5 protein-coding genes are annotated in these 20,151 nt (G+C 55.3%); all 5 read right to left on the reverse strand.

Annotated features, from left to right (window positions below; all coding sequences use genetic code 11):
* Positions 1-5: 5 nt before the first annotated feature.
* The gene (locus AC0KUT_RS12930; RefSeq protein ID WP_488830480.1) at positions 6-13,631 is read right to left on the reverse strand and encodes a retention module-containing protein; all 13,626 of its coding nucleotides are present in this window, start codon (positions 13,629-13,631) and stop codon (positions 6-8) included.
* Positions 13,632-13,889: 258 nt separating this feature from the next.
* Entirely contained in the window at positions 13,890-14,498 is a 609-nt protein-coding gene (locus AC0KUT_RS12935; RefSeq protein ID WP_488830482.1) for a response regulator transcription factor, read from the reverse strand.
* Entirely contained in the window at positions 14,495-15,910 is a 1,416-nt protein-coding gene (locus AC0KUT_RS12940) for an HlyD family type I secretion periplasmic adaptor subunit (protein ID WP_488830485.1), read from the reverse strand. Before AC0KUT_RS12940 ends, AC0KUT_RS12935 begins: the two co-directional genes overlap by 4 nt.
* Positions 15,910-18,048 (reverse strand): type I secretion system permease/ATPase, encoded by a 2,139-nt coding sequence (locus AC0KUT_RS12945; RefSeq protein ID WP_488830487.1) that lies wholly within the window; start codon positions 18,046-18,048, stop codon positions 15,910-15,912. The genes AC0KUT_RS12940 and AC0KUT_RS12945 overlap by 1 nt, the downstream gene beginning before the upstream one ends.
* A gap of 278 nt (positions 18,049-18,326) precedes the next feature.
* Positions 18,327-20,150, reverse strand: a complete 1,824-nt coding sequence (locus AC0KUT_RS12950) for a TolC family outer membrane protein (protein ID WP_488830489.1) — start codon at positions 20,148-20,150, stop codon at positions 18,327-18,329.
* Between the last annotated feature and the right edge of the window lies 1 nt (position 20,151).

Here is a 20,151-nt window from a genome sequence, read left to right on the forward strand (position 1 = left end):
ATGATTTAATCCGTTATCAAGCGCCCCGCCGCTTTTAATTGGTTGATGATATCGGTATCTGAGCCAGAGGTGCTATAACCATTGAGCACTATGATTTGATCCGTTAATGCAGCGCTATACCCACCCGCCCCATAAGCGCCAGAACTGCTGATACTTATAGTGGTAGAGTTAGCCGTTGCATTGTAAGTAAAGTGCAAATAATTCGTTAAGTTACCTGAATTTTCGCCCTGTAATAACTCCGAGAGATGTAACACATCACCTTGGGCATTACTAAAATCGATCACAGTATCTGTTGCAGGTGCTCCTACTGACCCTTTATCCGCCAAGCTCCACTTAAACGTATCAGCACCAAGTGCCCCTGTGAGAGAGTCATTACCAGCACCACCGATAATTAAATCGGCGCCGCTCGTGCCAACGATAGTGTCATTACCGCTGGTACCCGTAGTAGAGAGCGCTGGGCCTGCCCCCACAATGGTCATAGTTGCTGTAGCTGTATCAACTCCACCTCTACCATCAGATATGCTGTACGTGAAACTGTTTGTGGCTAGCTGCCCCGCATTTAAATAATCATAGGCTGTGTTAGTGGCATAACTAAAGCTACCATCAGTATGTATAACTAAGGTCGCACCGCTAGGTAAGGAGATCGATTGGCCTTCGGTAATGGGATTGCCATTAATATGCGTCACTTTTAGTGTGTCGCCATCAGCGTCCGTATCGTTTGCCAATAAACGAACACTACTCGTACTGCCCACAACACTTGTGCCACCTTCATTGACAACATAGCTACCGGTAGTGGTGCCAGGGCCTGAACCCACAAAATTGGTGATGAAATAGTCGCCTCCATCACCAGTACCGTTATTGGTATTCAACGCCGTGAATTTAACACTATCGAAAACCCTACCACCGGTATCAATCGTAAAGGTTCCCTTATCACTGGTACCCGTAAGACGGAAAGTATTAGCAGCGATAATGACTCCTTGGTAAGACACCTCCCAAGCCCCCATCTCACCACCATTTTCACCGGGAAAAAGATTACTGACCGAGAAAGTGGCTTGACTCAAGGCTCCCTTGGTAAAGTTCATCACAATCGCTTCCGACTTACCCGTGGTTTGATCGTATTCAATTTGATCAGCGACGCTGGTACCGGGAACTGTTCTGGGTGTTGTGGCAACACCAATGGCGTGATCACTTGCCCGCTCGAACATCGCACCCACAGAGCCATTAGCCTTATAAAAAGCTAAATTTACGCCTTTCGCTGTGAGAGCACCCCAAAAGTCGGTAGATGTATTCCCTAAATTAATATTGTAGGGCGTAGTAGTTGGATCATTCACAGCCTTAGGCGCGTGATTTAATGGGTCAAGATCATTATCAATAATAGTTCCCGTGCCCGTCGCCGTGGCGATGCTGGCATTGGTGGCGCTGCTTAAGGTGATGGTGAAGTTTTCATTACCCTCGAACAGACTGTCATCGCTAATCGGAACGGTGATGGTTTTGGTGAGATCACCCGCGGCGAAGTTGAGCGTACCGTTGACCGCGGTGTAGTCGCTGCCTGCAGTGGCAGTGCCGTTACTGCTGGCGTAGTTGACCGTAACCGCTTGGCCGGAAGCGGCGGATAAGGTGACCGTGAAAGTCGCGGTACCCGCGCCTTCGTTCACGCTGATGTTGTTGATGCTGAGGCTTGGCGCACCGTCGTTATCGGTGATGCTGCCGGTGCCGGTCACGCCGCCAATGATCAGTGGCAGGGTTTCGGTGGGTTCGCTGAGCACATCATCCACTGTGGGCACTGTGACGCTGAAGGTAGTGACGCCCGCGGGAATGAGCAGATTGCTGCCCACTAAGGTGACGCCGTTGCTGAAGGTCGGGGTGCCATAGTCTGCGGCGCTCGCGCTGCCGCCGCCCAAGGTGTAGGCCAAGGTGGTGGTCGTGGTTGAGGCGTTGCTGAGGGCGATGTTGTAGACCAAGTCCGCACCTTCTACCACCGTGGGGCTGCTGATGCTGCTCACCGTGGGCGCGCTGTCGTTGTCGACAATGGTGCCCGTGCCGGTCGCCGTGGCGATGCTAGCGTTGCTGGCACCGCTTAGGGTGATGGTGAAGTTTTCATTACCCTCGAACAGACTGTCATCGCTAATCGGAACGGTGATGGTTTTGGTGAGATCACCCGCGGCGAAGTTGAGCGTACCGCTAACGGCGGTGTAGTCGCTACCGGCGGTGGCGGTGCCGTTACTGCTGGCGTAGTTGACGCTGACTGCTTGGCCGGAAGCCGCCGACAGAGTCACTGTGAAGGTCGCGGTACCCGCGCCTTCGTTCACGCTGATGTTGTTGATGCTGAGGCTTGGCGCACCGTCGTTGTCGGTGATGCTGCCCGTGCCGGTCACACCGCCAATGATCAGTGGCAGGGTTTCGGTGGGTTCGCTGAGAACATCATCGACCGTGGGCACTGTGACGCTGAAGGTAGTGACGCCCGCGGGAATGAGCAGATTGCTGCCCACTAAGGTGACGCCGTTGCTGAAGGTCGGGGTGCCATAGTCTGCGGCGCTCGCGCTGCCGCCGCCCAAGGTGTAGGCCAAGGTGGTGGTCGTGGTCGAGGCGTTGCTGAGGGCGATGTTGTAGACCAAGTCCGCACCTTCTACCACCGTGGGGCTGCTGATGCTGCTCACCGTCGGCGCGCTGTCGTTGTCGACAATGGTGCCCGTGCCGGTCGCCGTGGCGATGCTGGCATTGGTGGCACCGCTTAGGGTGATGGTGAAGTTTTCATTACCCTCGAACAGACTGTCATCGGTAATCGGAACGGTGATGGTTTTGGTGAGATCACCGGCCGCGAAGTTGAGCGTACCGTTGACCGCGGTGTAGTCGCTGCCTGCAGTGGCAGTGCCGTTACTGCTGGCGTAGTTGACCGTAACCGCTTGGCCGGAAGCGGCGGATAAGGTGACCGTGAAAGTCGCGGTACCCGCGCCTTCGTTCACGCTGATGTTGTTGATGCTGAGGCTTGGCGCACCGTCGTTGTCGGTGATGCTGCCGGTGCCGGTCACGCCGCCAATGATCAGTGGCAGGGTTTCGGTGGGTTCGCTGAGCACATCATCCACTGTGGGCACTGTGACGCTGAAGGTAGTGACACCGGCTGGAATGAGCAGATTGCTGCCCACTAAGGTGACGCCACTACTGAAGGTCGGGGTGCCATAGTCTGCGGCGCTCGCGCTGCCGCCGCCCAAGGTGTAGGCCAAGGTGGTGGTCGTGGTTGAGGCGTTGCTGAGGGCGATGTTGTAGACCAAGTCAGCACCTTCTACCACCGTGGGGCTGCTGATGCTGCTGACCGTCGGCGCGCTGTCGTTGTCGACAATGGTGCCCGTGCCGGTCGCCGTGGCGATGCTGGCATTGGTGGCGCTGCTTAAGGTGATGGTGAAGTTTTCATTACCCTCGAACAGACTGTCATCGCTAATCGGAACGGTGATGGTTTTGGTGAGATCACCCGCGGCGAAGTTGAGCGTACCGTTAACGGCGGTGTAGTCGCTACCGGCGGTGGCGGTGCCGTTACTGCTGGCGTAGTTGACGCTGACTGCTTGGCCGGAAGCCGCCGACAGAGTCACTGTGAAGGTCGCGGTACCCGCACCTTCGTTCACGCTGATGTTGTTGATGCTGAGGCTTGGCGCACCGTCGTTGTCGGTGATGCTGCCGGTGCCGGTCACACCGCCAATGATCAGTGGCAGAGTTTCGGTGGGTTCGCTGAGCACATCATCGACTGTGGGCACTGTGACGCTGAAGGTAGTGACACCCGCTGGAATGAGCAGATTGCTGCCCACTAAGGTGACGCCGTTACTGAAGGTCGGGGTGCCGTAGTCTGCGGCGCTCGCGCTGCCGCCGCCCAAGGTGTAGGCCAAGGTGGTGGTCGTGGTCGAGGCGTTGCTGAGGGCGATGTTGTAGACCAAGTCAGCACCTTCTACCACCGTGGGGCTGCTGATGCTACTCACCGTCGGCGCGCTGTCGTTGTCGACAATGGTGCCCGTGCCGGTCGCCGTGGCGATGCTAGCGTTGTTGGCACCGCTTAAGGTGATGGTGAAGTTTTCATTACCCTCGAACAGACTGTCATCGGTAATCGGGACGGTGATGGTTTTGGTGAGATCACCGGCCGCGAAGTTGAGCGTGCCGTTGACCGCGGTGTAGTCGCTGCCTGCAGTGGCAGTGCCGTTACTGCTGGCGTAGTTGACCGTAACCGCTTGGCCTGAAGCGGCGGATAAGGTGACCGTGAAGGTCGCGGTACCCGCGCCTTCGTTCACGCTGATGTTGTTGATGCTGAGGCTTGGCGCACCGTCGTTGTCGGTGATGCTGCCCGTGCCGGTCACGCCGCCAATGATCAGCGGCAGGGTTTCGGTGGGTTCGCTGAGCACATCATCCACTGTGGGCACTGTGACGCTGAAGGTAGTGACACCCGCTGGAATGAGCAGATTGCTGCCCACTAAGGTGACGCCGTTACTGAAGGTCGGGGTGCCGTAGTCTGCGGCGCTCGCGCTGCCGCCGCCCAAGGTGTAGGCCAAGGTGGTGGTCGTGGTCGAGGCGTTGCTGAGGGCGATGTTGTAGACCAAGTCAGCACCTTCTACCACCGTGGGGCTGCTGATGCTACTCACCGTCGGCGCGCTGTCGTTGTCGACAATGGTGCCCGTGCCGGTCGCCGTGGCGATGCTAGCGTTGTTGGCACCGCTTAAGGTGATGGTGAAGTTTTCATTACCCTCGAACAGACTGTCATCGGTAATCGGGACGGTGATGGTTTTGGTGAGATCACCGGCCGCGAAGTTGAGCGTGCCGTTGACCGCGGTGTAGTCGCTGCCTGCAGTGGCAGTGCCGTTACTGCTGGCGTAGTTGACCGTAACCGCTTGGCCTGAAGCGGCGGATAAGGTGACCGTGAAGGTCGCGGTACCCGCGCCTTCGTTCACGCTGATGTTGTTGATGCTGAGGCTTGGCGCACCGTCGTTGTCGGTGATGCTGCCCGTGCCGGTCACGCCGCCAATGATCAGCGGCAGGGTTTCGGTGGGTTCGCTGAGCACATCATCCACTGTGGGCACTGTGACGCTGAAGCTGGTGACGCCCGCGGGAATGAGCAGATTGCTGCCCACTAAGGTGACGCCATTGCTGAAGGTCGGGGTGCCGTAGTCTGCGGCGCTCGCGCTGCCGCCGCCCAAGGTGTAGGCCAAGGTGGTGGTCGTGGTCGAGGCGTTGCTGAGGGCGATGTTGTAGACCAAGTCAGCACCTTCTACCACCGTGGGGCTGCTGATGCTGCTCACCGTGGGCGCGCTGTCGTTGTCGACAATGGTGCCCGTGCCGGTCGCCGTGGCGATGCTGGCATTGGTGGCGCCACTTAGGGTGATAGTGAAGTTTTCATTACCCTCGAACAGACTGTCATCGGTAATCGGAACCGTGATGGTTTTGGTGAGATCACCCGCGGCGAAGTTGAGCGTACCGCTAACGGCGGTGTAGTCGCTACCGGCGGTGGCGGTGCCGTTACTGCTGGCGTAGTTGACGCTGACTGCTTGGCCGGAAGCCGCCGACAGAGTCACTGTGAAGGTCGCGGTACCCGCGCCTTCGTTCACGCTGATGTTGTTGATGCTGAGGCTTGGCGCACCGTCGTTGTCGGTGATGCTGCCCGTGCCGGTCACACCGCCAATGATCAGTGGCAGGGTTTCGGTGGGTTCGCTGAGAACATCATCGACCGTGGGCACTGTGACGCTGAAGGTAGTGACGCCCGCGGGAATGAGCAGATTGCTGCCCACTAAGGTGACGCCGTTGCTGAAGGTCGGGGTGCCATAGTCTGCGGCGCTCGCGCTGCCGCCGCCCAAGGTGTAGGCCAAGGTGGTGGTCGTGGTCGAGGCGTTGCTGAGGGCGATGTTGTAGACCAAGTCCGCACCTTCTACCACCGTGGGGCTGCTGATGCTGCTCACCGTCGGCGCGCTGTCGTTGTCGACAATGGTGCCCGTGCCGGTCGCCGTGGCGATGCTGGCATTGGTGGCACCGCTTAGGGTGATGGTGAAGTTTTCATTACCCTCGAACAGACTGTCATCGGTAATCGGAACGGTGATGGTTTTGGTGAGATCACCGGCCGCGAAGTTGAGCGTACCGTTGACCGCGGTGTAGTCGCTGCCTGCAGTGGCAGTGCCGTTACTGCTGGCGTAGTTGACCGTAACCGCTTGGCCGGAAGCGGCGGATAAGGTGACCGTGAAAGTCGCGGTACCCGCGCCTTCGTTCACGCTGATGTTGTTGATGCTGAGGCTTGGCGCACCGTCGTTGTCGGTGATGCTGCCGGTGCCGGTCACGCCGCCAATGATCAGTGGCAGGGTTTCGGTGGGTTCGCTGAGCACATCATCCACTGTGGGCACTGTGACGCTGAAGGTAGTGACACCGGCTGGAATGAGCAGATTGCTGCCCACTAAGGTGACGCCACTACTGAAGGTCGGGGTGCCATAGTCTGCGGCGCTCGCGCTGCCGCCGCCCAAGGTGTAGGCCAAGGTGGTGGTCGTGGTCGAGGCGTTGCTGAGGGCGATGTTGTAGACCAAGTCAGCACCTTCTACCACCGTGGGGCTGCTGATGCTGCTGACCGTCGGCGCGCTGTCGTTGTCGACAATGGTGCCCGTGCCGGTCGCCGTGGCGATGCTGGCATTGGTGGCGCTGCTTAAGGTGATGGTGAAGTTTTCATTACCCTCGAACAGACTGTCATCGCTAATCGGAACGGTGATGGTTTTGGTGAGATCACCCGCGGCGAAGTTGAGCGTACCGCTAACGGCGGTGTAGTCGCTACCGGCGGTGGCGGTGCCGTTACTGCTGGCGTAGTTGACGCTGACTGCTTGGCCGGAAGCCGCCGACAGAGTCACTGTGAAGGTCGCGGTACCCGCGCCTTCGTTCACGCTGATGTTGTTGATGCTGAGGCTTGGCGCACCGTCGTTGTCGGTGATGCTGCCCGTGCCGGTCACACCGCCAATGATCAGTGGCAGGGTTTCGGTGGGTTCGCTGAGCACATCATCGACCGTGGGCACTGTGACGCTGAAGGTAGTGACGCCCGCGGGAATGAGCAGATTGCTGCCCACTAAGGTGACGCCGTTGCTGAAGGTCGGGGTGCCATAGTCTGCGGCGCTCGCGCTGCCGCCGCCCAAGGTGTAGGCCAAGGTGGTGGTCGTGGTCGAGGCGTTGCTGAGGGCGATGTTGTAGACCAAGTCAGCACCTTCTACCACCGTGGGGCTGCTGATGCTGCTGACCGTCGGCGCGCTGTCGTTGTCGACAATGGTGCCCGTGCCGGTCGCCGTGGCGATGCTAGCGTTGTTGGCACCGCTTAAGGTGATGGTGAAGTTTTCTGGGCCTTCAAAAATGGTGTCGTCGGTAATCGGAACGGTGATAGTTTTGGTGAGATCACCGGCCGCGAAGTTGAGCGTGCCGTTGACCGCGGTGTAGTCGCTGCCTGCAGTGGCAGTGCCGTTACTGCTGGCGTAGTTGACCGTAACCGCTTGGCCTGAAGCGGCGGATAAGGTGACCGTGAAGGTCGCGGTACCCGCGCCTTCGTTCACGCTGATGTTGTTGATGCTGAGGCTTGGCGCACCGTCGTTGTCGGTGATGCTGCCCGTGCCGGTCACGCCGCCAATGATCAGCGGCAGGGTTTCGGTGGGTTCGCTGAGCACATCATCCACTGTGGGCACTGTGACGCTGAAGCTGGTGACGCCCGCGGGAATGAGCAGATTGCTGCCCACTAAGGTGACGCCATTGCTGAAGGTCGGGGTGCCGTAGTCTGCGGCGCTCGCGCTGCCGCCGCCCAAGGTGTAGGCCAAGGTGGTGGTCGTGGTCGAGGCGTTGCTGAGGGCGATGTTGTAGACCAAGTCAGCACCTTCTACCACCGTGGGGCTGCTGATGCTGCTCACCGTGGGCGCGCTGTCGTTGTCGACAATGGTGCCCGTGCCGGTCGCCGTGGCGATGCTGGCATTGGTGGCGCCACTTAGGGTGATAGTGAAGTTTTCATTACCCTCGAACAGACTGTCATCGGTAATCGGAACCGTGATGGTTTTGGTGAGATCACCCGCGGCGAAGTTGAGCGTACCGCTAACGGCGGTGTAGTCGCTACCGGCGGTGGCGGTGCCGTTACTGCTGGCGTAGTTGACGCTGACTGCTTGGCCGGAAGCCGCCGACAGAGTCACTGTGAAGGTCGCGGTACCCGCGCCTTCGTTCACGCTGATGTTGTTGATGCTGAGGCTTGGCGCACCGTCGTTGTCGGTGATGCTGCCCGTGCCGGTCACACCGCCAATGATCAGTGGCAGGGTTTCGGTGGGTTCGCTGAGAACATCATCGACCGTGGGCACTGTGACGCTGAAGGTAGTGACGCCCGCGGGAATGAGCAGATTGCTGCCCACTAAGGTGACGCCGTTGCTGAAGGTCGGGGTGCCATAGTCTGCGGCGCTCGCGCTGCCGCCGCCCAAGGTGTAGGCCAAGGTGGTGGTCGTGGTCGAGGCGTTGCTGAGGGCGATGTTGTAGACCAAGTCCGCACCTTCTACCACCGTGGGGCTGCTGATGCTGCTCACCGTCGGCGCGCTGTCGTTGTCGACAATGGTGCCCGTGCCGGTCGCCGTGGCGATGCTGGCATTGGTGGCACCGCTTAGGGTGATGGTGAAGTTTTCATTACCCTCGAACAGACTGTCATCGGTAATCGGAACGGTGATGGTTTTGGTGAGATCACCGGCCGCGAAGTTGAGCGTACCGTTGACCGCGGTGTAGTCGCTGCCTGCAGTGGCAGTGCCGTTACTGCTGGCGTAGTTGACCGTAACCGCTTGGCCGGAAGCGGCGGATAAGGTGACCGTGAAAGTCGCGGTACCCGCGCCTTCGTTCACGCTGATGTTGTTGATGCTGAGGCTTGGCGCACCGTCGTTGTCGGTGATGCTGCCGGTGCCGGTCACGCCGCCAATGATCAGTGGCAGGGTTTCGGTGGGTTCGCTGAGCACATCATCCACTGTGGGCACTGTGACGCTGAAGGTAGTGACACCGGCTGGAATGAGCAGATTGCTGCCCACTAAGGTGACGCCACTACTGAAGGTCGGGGTGCCATAGTCTGCGGCGCTCGCGCTGCCGCCGCCCAAGGTGTAGGCCAAGGTGGTGGTCGTGGTCGAGGCGTTGCTGAGGGCGATGTTGTAGACCAAGTCAGCACCTTCTACCACCGTGGGGCTGCTGATGCTGCTGACCGTCGGCGCGCTGTCGTTGTCGACAATGGTGCCCGTGCCGGTCGCCGTGGCGATGCTGGCATTGGTGGCGCTGCTTAAGGTGATGGTGAAGTTTTCATTACCCTCGAACAGACTGTCATCGCTAATCGGAACGGTGATGGTTTTGGTGAGATCACCCGCGGCGAAGTTGAGCGTACCGCTAACGGCGGTGTAGTCGCTACCGGCGGTGGCGGTGCCGTTACTGCTGGCGTAGTTGACGCTGACTGCTTGGCCGGAAGCCGCCGACAGAGTCACTGTGAAGGTCGCGGTACCCGCGCCTTCGTTCACGCTGATGTTGTTGATGCTGAGGCTTGGCGCACCGTCGTTGTCGGTGATGCTGCCCGTGCCGGTCACACCGCCAATGATCAGTGGCAGGGTTTCGGTGGGTTCGCTGAGCACATCATCGACCGTGGGCACTGTGACGCTGAAGGTAGTGACGCCCGCGGGAATGAGCAGATTGCTGCCCACTAAGGTGACGCCGTTGCTGAAGGTCGGGGTGCCATAGTCTGCGGCGCTCGCGCTGCCGCCGCCCAAGGTGTAGGCCAAGGTGGTGGTCGTGGTCGAGGCGTTGCTGAGGGCGATGTTGTAGACCAAGTCAGCACCTTCTACCACCGTGGGGCTGCTGATGCTGCTGACCGTCGGCGCGCTGTCGTTGTCGACAATGGTGCCCGTGCCGGTCGCCGTGGCGATGCTAGCGTTGTTGGCACCGCTTAAGGTGATGGTGAAGTTTTCTGGGCCTTCAAAAATGGTGTCGTCGGTAATCGGAACGGTGATAGTTTTGGTGAGATCACCCGCGGCGAAGTTGAGCGTACCGTTGACCGCGGTGTAGTCGCTGCCTGCAGTGGCAGTGCCGTTACTGCTGGCGTAGTTGACCGTAACCGCTTGGCCGGAAGCGGCGGATAAGGTGACCGTGAAAGTCGCGGTACCCGCGCCTTCGTTCACGCTGATGTTGTTGATGCTGAGGCTTGGCGCACCGTCGTTATCGGTGATGCTGCCGGTGCCGGTCACGCCGCCAATGATCAGTGGCAGGGTTTCGGTGGGTTCGCTGAGCACATCATCGACCGTGGGCACTGTGACGCTGAAGGTAGTGACGCCCGCGGGAATGAGCAGATTGCTGCCCACTAAGGTGACGCCGTTGCTGAAGGTCGGGGTGCCATAGTCTGCGGCGCTCGCGCTGCCGCCGCCTAAGGTGTAGGCCAAGGTAGTGGTGGTCGTCGACGCGTTGCTGAGTGCGATGTTGTAGACCAAGTCCGCACCTTCTACCACCGTGGGGCTGCTGATGCTGCTGACCGTGGGCGCGCTGTCGTTGTCGACAATGGTGCCCGTGCCGGTCGCCGTGGCGATGCTAGCGTTGTTGGCACCGCTTAAGGTGATGGTGAAGTTTTCATTACCCTCGAACAGACTGTCATCGCTAATCGGAACGGTGATGGTTTTGGTGAGATCACCGGCCGCGAAGTTGAGGGTGCCGTTAACGGCGGTGTAGTCGCTACCGGCGGTGGCGGTGCCGTTACTGCTGGCGTAGTTGACCGTAACCGCTTGGCCTGAAGCGGCGGATAAGGTGACCGTGAAAGTCGCGGTACCCGCGCCTTCGTTCACGCTGATGTTGTTGATGCTGAGGCTTGGTGCGCCATCATTATCGACAATAGTACCGGTACCCACAGCGGTGCCAAGGGTGGCATTGCTCGGGGTACTTAAGGTGATGCTGAAGTTCTCGGGGCCTTCAGCGAGGCTATCATCGGTAATAGGCACGGTGATGGTTTTGGTGAGATCACCCGCCGCGAAGTTGAGGGTGCCGTTAACGGCGGTGTAGTCGCTACCGGCGGTGGCGGTGCCGTTGCTACTAGCGTAATTGACACTGACTGCTTGGCTGGAGGCACTCGACAGTGTGACGGTAAAGGTTGCCGTGCCCGCCCCTTCATTTACGCTGATGTTATTAATACTCAGGCTTGGGGTGCCATCGTTGTCGGTGATGCTGCCGGTGCCGGTCACGCCGCCAATGATCAAGGGCAGGGTTTCGGTGGATTCGCTGAGCACATCATCCACCGTGGGCACAGTGACACTGAAGCTGGCCACACCTACTGGAATAATGAGATTGCCGCCTACTAAGGTAACGCCGTTACTGAAGGTCGGGGTGCCGTAGTCAGCTGCAATCGCACTACCACCGCCGAGACTGTAGGGCAAACTAAGTGGGTTCGTGGTCGCGCGGCTCAAGGTGACGCTATAGCTAAGGTCGGCGCCTTCTATCGCACTTGGGCTGGTGATGCTATTTACTACGGGGTCACTAACAGGGGTTACACCGATTGAAACAGTACTCGTTGTCGATCCACCCTGGCCGTCACTGACGCGAACCTGAAAGCTGTCGCTCCCAGTGTAAGTATGATTAGGGGTATAAACAAAGCCGCCCGTACTGCTGTTAAAACTGAGGCTACCGTTACTTGGGCCCGCACCAATAACGTTGTAGGTCAAACTATCTCCATCAACATCACTCGCACTGATCGCACCACTCACCGCCGTATCTTCAGGTGTGGTTAGGCTGAGATTATTCGCTACCGGATCATCGTTTACGGGAGTAACGCCTATGTTAATCGTACTCGAGGTGACGCCACCGTTGCCGTCAGAAACCGTTACCACGAAGCGATCACTGCCATTGAAATTCGCATTGGGGGAATAAACAAAGGCCCCGGTAGCCGCATTTAAACTCACTGTGCCATTGGCTGCGATGGTGGTGACTCTGTAATTAAGCGCATCGCCATCCACATCACTCGCCACAACTTGCCCATTGATCGGCACATCTTCCGGTGTAATAAGATTTTGATCCGCGCTGACGGGCGCATCATTAACAGGCGTAATACCAATATTAATCGTACTGGTCGTGGTACCACCCTGCCCATCGTCAATTGTCACCACAAAACGATCACTGCCGTTGTAGTTAGCATTGGGGGTATAGGTAAAAACACCGGTAGTGGCATTGAGAATGAGCGTGCCATGCGTCACAGGCGTAGACAGGTTGTAGCTTAATGTGTCGCCATCTACATCACGTGCAACTACTTGGCCAGCGAGCGAGGTATCTTCGGGTGTAGTGAGGTTTTGATCCGCGCTGACGGGCGCATCATTCACCGGGGTCACACCGATATTGACGGTGCTGGTCGTAGTGCCGCCCTGTCCGTCGTCGATAGTAACTACAAAGCGGTCGCTACCGTTGTAGTCGGCATTGGGTGTGTAGGTAAAGGCACCGGTTGCAGGATTGAGACTCACGGTGCCGTGGGTAACGGGGCTAGATATGCTATAGCTCAGAACATCCTTATCGATATCGCTCGCGTTAATTTGGCCATCTAGCGGCGTATCTTCTGGAGTGGTGAGATTTTGATCCGCACTGACAGGCGCATCATTGACCGGAATAACACCTATTGTAATCTTGCTAGTAGTAGTGCCCCCTTGGCCATCATCAATGGTGACGATAAAACTATCGCTGCCGTTGTAATCCGCATTGGGGATGTAAGTGAAAACCCCTGTCGCCGCATCAAGGCTGACAGTGCCATTAGCCGCAGGACTGGAAACAACGTAGCTGAGAGTATCGTTCTCGATATCAGTCGCCACGACTTGACCATCAACAGGCGTATCTTCCAAGGTAGTGAGGTTTTGATCGCTGCTAACGGGCGCGTCATTGACCGGTGTTATGGTCAAATCAATTCGGCTGCTGGTGCGATTGCCATGGTCATCAATGACGGTAACAACAAAACTATCCGGACCGTTGTAGTCGGCTGTCGGGGTATAAATAAACTGGCCGGTGGCCCTATCTAATTGCAAGGTTCCCGATGTAGGCCCCTGCTCTACTTCATAAATCAATACGCCTTTTTCGACATCCGTCGCTAGAATTCTGCCACTTATAGTGGTGTCCTCAGCGCCTTCTAAGGCCTGATCTGTTACTAAGGGGGCATGATTAATCGTGCCGCTGCGCAGTTCGGCATCGGCCGCCGATTCAGCCTCAGTTTGAAAGCTGTAGTTATTATTCTCCGTTAATTCCACAATGCGCGCCAAACGCACAAAATCGTGACCTCCACCGCCGGCACCGCCCCCTAAACCTGCAGCAGTCTCCTCCAAGGTTTCAGTAAGGTCACCACCTTCTTCCAATACCTTTAGCGCCTCTTGCACACTGGCATCACTCAGCAGGGCTTCATCTATATTTGTCGCCGTATCTGTATTGAGGTCAGGGCTCATGCCCAATTCTTGACCACCTTGCACTGTCACAAATTCACTGTTGCCCAGATCCAGCTCGACCCTCGCCCCTTCAGCCGTTACCACGATCTCATTATCTTGGAGCACACTGCCCACCGTTAAGGGACGCAAACTCCCGTCAGGGCTTTTAGCCCAAGCTTGTCCTTGTAAAAATGCAACTGTGGCAACAGGGTTACTCATACTTAGCTCCAAAGGGGATAAAAACAGGTGGCTCAATAAAAAAATTTACTTAGGCTGAAGTCTAGTGAAAGATGATATTAACGCCATTGGACCATTGGACAATAAGAAGCGCTAAAGCAAAAAAACTGACAAAAGGGAATCGACAAGAAGGGATAGTAGAGAGTGGAGGAAAACAGGCGCTGCATTTATCTCTCACTGGGTGAGAATTAAATAGCCATCAATAACTGGGTATAACACGCATAAAGAATTAGGCGCTAGTTAGGCCTGCGTTTTACCCGCCCAAATTAGCGCAAGCTGCAAACGATCGCGCACTTCTAGTTTGGTGAAGCTAGCGCCCAAATGAGCCTTCACAGTGCGCTCGGTAATACCCAGTTCGCGTGCCACCTCTTTATTTGACTTACCCGCAGCCACTAGCTCGGCTACGGCAAGCTCACGCGGTGTCAAACTGGATACATCCAATGCATTTTCTGCCGCTGTTGGAGTTACCGGTAGCCGCTTAACGGTGGCCAATACCAGTTGCCGCATCAATTCTGCACCCAACCACAAACCGCCTGCCGCCACTACTTGCGCAACTTGGGTTAACACGGCGGGCACAGCGAGATAATGTACATAACCCACAGCACCAGCCGCCAAGGCCTGCTGTGCTTGTGCTGGGCTTTCGACGGCCGTCATGGCAATAACCCGCATACCTATATTGGTTAAACGTACAATTTGTTCAGCACCCTGAGTAGACGACAGCAGCAGCCACACATAATCCCCTTCCATAAGCACGCCAGGTGCTTCCGCCACGAGCACTGCAGCGGGAAAGGCTTCGCGCCAACGCGGCGAGAAGGTCTCAATAGGTGCAATAAAAAAATGTGTGCTCATCGCTCAGTCATAGCGTTTTGTTTGGCCCTAAGCAAGGGTTTAAGAAGATAGGAGAGCACGGTCTTTTTACCTGTCAGTATGTCTACTTGGGTTGTCATGCCGGGCATTATGAGCAGCTTAGGATTAAAACCCGCACGCTCGGTACGCACTCGCACCAAATAAAATGTGCGCTCTTTTTCATCGGTAATGGTATCGGCACTAATATGCTCTAGTGTTCCTTTAAGACCGCCATAAACCACAAAATCATAAGCGGTAAATTTCACAATGGCTTCTTGACCAGGATGTAAAAACGCGATGTCTTTAGGCGATACCTTAGCCTCTATAAGTAGCTGATCATCCAGTGGCACCAACTCCAACACCTGATGCCCCGGCTGCACAACGCCCCCCACGGTATTGGTAAATAATCGCTGTACAGTACCGCGCACCGGTGCACGAATTTCTGCATATTTAATCCGATCCGCAAGACCAGTACTGCTCTCTGCCAAGGAGGCTATTTTATTGAGCACTTCAGACAGTTCACCGCGCCACTTATTGCGCACCATCAATTCAGTTTCGCGCAGCTTTCCGGCTGATTCTTCAACCGCTAACACTAAGCGCGACTCCTGCGACAGCGATTGCTCGCGCTCGCCCTTAGCGCGTGCAAGCTCACCTTCCAAACGTAAAATTTCCACTTCAGAAATAGCGCCACTGGCGAGCAAGGGGCGCGTGACATTTAACTCTTGTGTCGTTAACTCCAAACTGCGCGTTGCCTGAGTAAGCTTGGCACGAACCTCATTTAACTCCTCTTGCCGCTGTTCCAATTGGCTGCGCGCAATCGACATTTGCTCATCCAACTCTTTAATATTGGAAAAATACAATCTGCGTTCATGCTCGGCTATGTCGGGCGCTGCATCCAACAGTGTTTGAGGTAAGGTAAATTCTGCTTTGGAGGTCAAGGCTTGTAAGCGCACCGCACGCGCTTGCAGGCCGAAATTTTCGGCGCGATTTTCGCGAAAGCTGGAAATGAAACGCGTGGGATCGATGCGCAACAACAAATCGCCCTTTTCCACTATTTGCCCTTCGTGCACTAACACTTTCTCAACTACGCCGCCATCAAATGATTGAATCACTTGCAGTTGCGAGGAGGGAATAACCTTGCCCTCACCGCGTGCAACCTCATCAAGCGGCGCAAAGGCCGCCCAGATCAACAGGAGCAAAACCACCAGCACCATAAAGCGCAGCATGAGCCGCGCACGCACCGGCTCTTGCTGTAAGCGTGCCCAGTCGGAATCGGTTACCCAATCTTGCGATTGATCACTCAAAGGCTGCAGCCAACGCTTATATAACCTGTCCATAAAGCGACTGGCGGGCGCGCCGAAGCGCGCCAGCCACCGACCGAGTTTTTCAAACAGTCGCTGTTCAGCAGCAGCCATTAATTAGCCCTCCCAATACGACCTTGACGCAGCGCTTCAACCACTTGTTCTTTGGGGCCATCGGCCACAATCTTGCCGCCATCTATCACAATAATGCGCTTAACGAGCTCTAATAATGACGTGCGATGGGTAATCACCAGCAGAGTTTTACCTTGGCTGTACTCCGCAATATTCCGTTTAAACTCTTCTTCACTGGAGTGATCCATGGAGCCCGTGGGTTCGTCCATCAACAAGATAGATGGATCGCTTAAAAGCGCGCGCGCTATAGCAACACATTGACGCTGGCCACCCGATAACAAATGCCCGCGCTCACCCACAGGCATGGCCAACCCCATAGGATGGGAATTCACAAATTCTGTTAAACCGCTGAGGCGCACCGCCTCCAAAATTTCAGCATCACTCACGCCGGTACTGCCCATCGCAATGTTGTCACGCAGTGTGCCGAAAAATAAATTTATGTCCTGCGATACATAACCCAGGTTGCGGCGCAGCTCTGCAGGATCCAGCTGTCGAATATCAATACCGTCAAGCAAAAGACTGCCCGCGCTAGGCGCATACAAACCCGCAATCATTTTCTCTAAGGTGGTTTTTCCGGAGCCATTGCGCCCCAAGATGGCGATATGTTCGCCGGGATTTATCGCGATCGAAATACTGCGCAAGACTTCTCGCTCATCTTGCGGATAAGAAAAGCTCACCTGTTTAAACTCGATAGCGCCACTTAAGCGCGGGCGACTAATCCAATTGGCATCTGCAGGCCGCTCGATGGGTTTATCCATAATACTGTTGAGCGACTGCAATGCCGTAGCCGCTGAATGGTATTGCAATAATAACCCCGCCGTTTGACCTACGGGGGCCATGATCCGCGCCGCCAACATGTAAGTAGCAATCAAACCACCCTGGGTGAGATTGCCCGCAATAATTTCATAGACACCCAAAATAATAACCACCACGGATACCGCCTGCTGCACCCATAGTGTGGAGCTTGAAACAGAGCCGGAGAGCAAGCGCATTTTCACCCCGATGCGCGACAGCATCAGCGTCGACTTTTCCCACAACATTTGCATGCGACCTTCAGCACCCAAGGTTTTGAGCGTTTCAATACTGCTCAAACTTTCCACCAAGGTTGCATTGCGCTGCGCTGAAGCCTGCATGGAGGTTTCAGTGAGCATGTGCATTTTATGCTGTACCGCGAGGGTGTAAATAACCACCAACAGCACGCCTATAACGATAGGAATCATCAGCGTCCAAGAGATGATTAAAATGACCATCATAAATAAAAATACGAAGGGTAAATCCACTAGGGCAAGAATCGTGGCAGAACTGATAAAACTGCGCACCGATTCAAACGATTGAAGGCCCGCGGCAAAAGAGCCGACAGATGCAGGACGCTCAGACATTTTCATGCCCAGCACCCGCTCCATAATCGTGGCCGAAAGTGTTACATCAACACGACTTGCTGCTAAATCCACAAACCAGGCACGCATCAAACGCAACGCAAAATCAGCACTCATGGCAATCAACATGCCCAGGGCTAAAATCCACAGAGTGTCAGTCGCATGGTTGGGTACCACACGATCGTACACATTCATCACAAAGAGCGGCGCGATTAACGCAAAAAAGTTGATCAAAAGCGCACTGAGCAATACATCTTTATAGAGGTACTTATGATCGGCGATCACACTCCAAAACCAGTGACCCGTGTGGCGCTTACCGACATCTGCCGCGCGCGCATCTAAGCGCTCCTCTGGGCGCGCATAAATTGCACGGCCAGTATAGCGCTCCGTCACTTCCGCAATCGGCAGTGACACTGGCGCATCACCCAAGTCAGGAAACACAACTCGCGCCTCTTGCGTGGACTCATCCAGCCCAAATAACATACAAGCCTGGTTGTCCTGCAACAACAAAACCACAGGAAAAAGTGCTGAATTTAAGGAGCGGAGATCGCGCTGCACGAGCTTGCTGGTAAAGCCCGCACGCTTGGCCGCGCGCGCAAATAACGATGGGGTCAGTTGATGGGCAACTAATGGCAAGCCTGCAATCAGCGTTTCCGCACTGGCATTCATTTGATGTGCACGCACAAGAATGAGCAACGATTCTAACAAAGAATCAGCGGTGAACGATTTTGTAGTTTCGGACAAAGAAGTATCCTTCGAGGAATTCATATCAACATTCATTAGCAGACGCTACAGGACGTTATATATCAGCTTAAAATGCAAGCCACTTAACAAAAAAGCAGCGCTTGAATTACTGTGAGGGAATGTTAATCACAAAAAAACCGCGCTTAGCGGCCTTAGTATAGAAGCTCTTAGAAAAGAAGTGGCTAAAAGAGTGAATTTAACCATAACGGATATTGCAAACAACTCAGCAGTACTTGAGCAATTTCACTCAAGCCACTGCTGTGATTTTCAACCAAAAATTATTGCTGGCGATTAACCGTGACCACAACACGGCGATTTGCCGCCATACCTGCTGCGGTCTTATTATCAGCAACAGGGCGTGAAGCACCATAACCTGCCACCGACATAGGAATAGTTTCCAAACCATTTAGCACAAAATAATCGCGCACTCGTTGAGCACGCATATCAGACAAGCGTGCATTTAACGCATCGGAGCCACTGCTATCGGTGTGCCCTTCAATCCCAATATTCACAACCTTGGGAGTCGCCTTAATACTGGCAATAAGCACATCCAACTTTTGTTGCGCACTGGCCTTAAGGCTAGAGCTATTAAGATCAAAAAGCGCATCGCCACTCAATGATGTCACTTCAGAGATTAAATCATCACGCCCCAACGCAATCGGTGCAATATCAGGGCAAACTGAGTTAGAGATACTGAGCGAATCATTCACCTTGGTACCCTGTAACAAATCCAAACCTTCGCGCACCACACCTAATACGGGCAACAATTTACCCATAGCGGTCAGTGCACGCGCATAGGCAATTTCGATATCGCCCTGAGCCACCACCAAGGAACGGCTGGCTTGAAAATATTCATTTTCAGCATCTAACAAATCCAACAGAGTGCGCTGACCTATATTGAATTGATCGCTATAGGCTGTGCGCACCTTGTCACTGGCGATGCGATGTTGCTGCAGTGCCAACAACTGCTCTTTTAAACGCTGAGTATCGTTGTAGGCAATTTGAGTATTCTGGCGTAGATCAACACAGGCTAAATCCCGACGATCTTTTGCTTCATCGACCAACGCCAGCGAACGACGCACGGCTGCGCGGTTTGCGCCACCGCTATAAAGGTTATAGGTCAATGCTAGCTCTATGGCACTTTCGTCACCGTAGCGGCTTGGGTCTACGCGCTCATCAAAACCATTTTGGTTGCGACTAGTAACCTGACGTGCACGCAGCTCAGCTTTAGGGTAGTAACCGGCACGCTCAACTTTCACGTTGGCCTGAGCTGCAGTAATATTTTTAATCGCCGCATGAAAACTAGGATTGCCTTCGTAGGCCAACTGCATGGCTATGCGAATATTTTCCGGTAAAGGAGCACTCGACAGTGCTGAGGACTTCAGGTCTGCTGCGGGCAACTGACCCACAATACGCAAATAGCGCGCAGTAACGTCATGCAAATTGGCTGCTTCAGTCAAGAGATTGGATTCCGCCAATGCCAAACGCCCCGCCACTTGCTCTAAGTCGACGCGACGACCTACACCAGAAATAGTGCGCTCCTCAATTTGGCCATAAACATCGCGATGCTTGGCATAGTTGGCGCGCGCTAATTCCACTAATTCGCGGGTGCGCTTTACATCCTGATAGGCAGTGACTGCATCCAACGCCACAGAATCTAAACTGCTTAAAAGTTCATAGTAACGAACCAAACGTTCGCCATTAAAATATTCCACCTGACCACGGGTTCTAAAACCATCAAACAATGTTTGCGTCAGTGTCAGCTGCGCTTGGGTGTTGGTGTAGTTGCCACGGCCATCATAGTCACGTGAAGTTTTGCCAGTAGCCGCAGATATATCGACGCTAGGCTTATAACCCGAGCGCGCTTGAGCCACATCCTCCGTCGCCGCTTGGAACAAATGCCACGTGGATTGCACCTCCGGGCTAGTTTCAAGCGCCTGCATCACTGTCGTCTTAAGGTCGCCAGTCGCGATTTCAGACTGTGCGCTAACGCTGGCAAACCCCAACAAGAAAATCGGTGCAAATCGAATAATGGGGGAGTGAAGTACACGCAAAAAAGAGAGAGTAAAGATCGAATTAATAGCCAAAGCTGAATTACGCATT

The organism is Cellvibrio sp. 25HG11W-0 (assembly GCF_057815475.1).